General features: G+C 60.3%; 2 protein-coding genes. Both read right to left on the bottom strand.

The features are described from left to right. Nucleotides 1–629 (bottom strand): MFS transporter (locus HUK84_RS15570; RefSeq protein WP_246285719.1); only part of this gene is annotated, 629 nt, incomplete at its 3' end. 653 nt (nt 630–1,282) lie between these two features. After that, the gene (gene secB / locus HUK84_RS15565) at nt 1,283–1,807 is read right to left on the bottom strand and encodes a protein-export chaperone SecB (RefSeq protein WP_176641097.1); all 525 of its coding nucleotides are present in this window, start codon (nt 1,805–1,807) and stop codon (nt 1,283–1,285) included. Between the last annotated feature and the right edge of the window lie 401 nt (nt 1,808–2,208).

The raw sequence follows: 2,208 nt of genomic DNA, 5'->3' as shown, positions 1-2,208 counted from the left end.
AGGCGCGCCGCGCCGCGCGGCTCGCGCGTCAGCAGCAGCGCGACCAGTCCGCCCGCGATCACCATGCCCAGCGACAGCCAGAACGTCGTCACTTCGCCGACCACCGGAATGGCGAAGCTGGCGAACAGCGAACCCAGGGTCGGCAACCCGCCGGAGAAGGCGAACCAGAACCAGCCTGCCGCGGAGCCCAATTGCCGTGGCGGCGTGGCGGCCGCGATCCAGACAAGAAACCCATAGGCGAACAGCGGATAGCCCAGGCCGCGCACCGTATAGGCGACCAGCATGGACGGATAGCTGCCGGTCGAAACGCCCAGCAGCAGGAACAGCACTTCGAAGACGGCCCAGATCCCAAGGCCGATCCACATCACGCGCTTCGGTCCCCAAAGGTCGGACAGCGGCCCGGACAGCCAGGACGAGATGGAAACCGCGACGCCATAGACGGTGAACAGCAAGGCCACGGCACGCGCGGAAACGCCGTGATTTTCAAGATAGGGGGCCAGATAGCCGGCCTCGACCCCATCGCCGACCATGAACAGAAGCAGGCCGACAAAGCCCCATAGCAACGGGCGCGGGATGCCGATCCGCTCGGCGATCGATGGTCGGGGGGGCAGAATTTCTGTCTGCGTCAAGGGGAGATGCTCCTCTTTAACAGGCAGCCAACATAACGGTGAGGGGCTTCGCCTCATTACGAAGCATCGATGCAAGCTGCGTTCGAAATCGCATGCGCGCGGCGTGTCGCATTTCGAATCATCATGTAGGGATGCGCGCCAACGGCGCTGAAGCGTCAGTCTCTTTCCGGGACGTTCTGGTCGAAATCGCTCTGTGCGATAATAAGTCCCGTAAAAAACACATATATGACGAAACATATATGGAAAATCAGTCGAATCGAAAGCAATCCCGAAGGGATTCTCAGTCCGATACGTCAAAAATCTTTGTCTTTCCTGCTTTTCTCCATCTTTGTTGAGGCGCTCATGGACATGTTATGGAAAACATACGCAAGTTTGAAGAGAAAATATCAAAAAACGTCAAAATTTCATGGCAAGTCATGGATATTTTAATATTAATACATGTTAAATAAACATGATTATATTAATTTATTGAAAAATTATTATTGTATTTTTATAAGTATTGTCGGCATGAATGACCATTACGCGTTTTTTCTGTGCAAATATAAAAATATCAATATTTGTGCCGCGCCATCCGCCCCGGAAACAAAAAGGCCCGCACGAGGCGGGCCTTTCCAACCGGGCACGGGGCCCGGCACCGGGTCCTGGGCAGGTGCTCAGGCGTTGCCGGCGGTCTGCGGAAAATTGTTGGCCTGCCGCTTGGCCTGCCACAGCGCCACGAAATCGATCGGCTGCAGCACGACGGGCGGGAAACCGCCATCGCGGGTCACTTCGCTGATGATGTTGCGCACATACGGGAAGATCAGGCGCGGCACTTCCACCAGCAGGATCGGCTCGACCAGCTCGTCGGGCGCGTTGGTCAGGGTCGCGACGGCGGCATAGGCCAGCTCGGCGACGAAGACGGTGCGGCCCGGGGCGGCGCCCTCGGTCTCCGGCGCTTCCGACGCCTCGGCCTTGATCGCCAGCACGACTTCGAAGATCGGCTGGTCGGCCTGCAGGCGGCTCGCCTGCACGTCGATGTTCACGGCGATCTGGGGATTCGCGCGCAAGGTCGCGAAGATTTCCGCACCCGAAGGAACCTCGAAGGACAGGTCCTTGATATATTGGACATTAATGGTCAGCGGCAGCGCCGGCGGAATGCTCTGGGCGCCGTCGGCGGGGGGCTGAGTCGTGTCGGACATGAACGAAGTCTTTCTTGTAGGCAGGTGGGCGGAAAGGCGGCGATGACCGAGCCTCGGCGGTAGCACGCCGCGCGGCGTTCGCCAACCGTGCCGGGGCGGCCGTCCGGAAATTCATGCGGCCGTCCTTGGGCGCGCCTTTGGCCGCTCTGGCGCATTGTGCCGCCGGAGGGGCTTGCTTATGTGTAGGGGCAGATGAAGGGGGGATGGCGCGGACCGGCCGGGCCGGACCGCCTCTTGATGGGCTTGGTGATGGATTTCTCGTTCAGTCATTTTCCGTTCGACCTGGTGCTGTTCGGCCTGATCGCCGCGTTCCTGGCGCTGCGCCTGCGCAGTATCCTGGGGACCCGCGTGGGCGTCGAACCCGCGCCCCCGCCTGGTGCGGCACCTCGCCCCGGCCCGGT

The sequence above is a fragment of the Nguyenibacter vanlangensis genome (genome assembly GCF_013376155.1).
Taxonomy (GTDB): Bacteria; Pseudomonadota; Alphaproteobacteria; order Acetobacterales; family Acetobacteraceae; genus Gluconacetobacter; species Gluconacetobacter vanlangensis.
This window is presented reverse-complemented; position numbering and strand designations above follow the sequence as displayed.

What these genes read in the sequence shown, in the direction of transcription:
- secB (WP_176641097.1), bottom strand. Translation starts at nt 1,807, where the DNA reads ATGTCCGACACGACTCAGCCCCCCGCCGACGGCGCCCAGAGCATTCCG.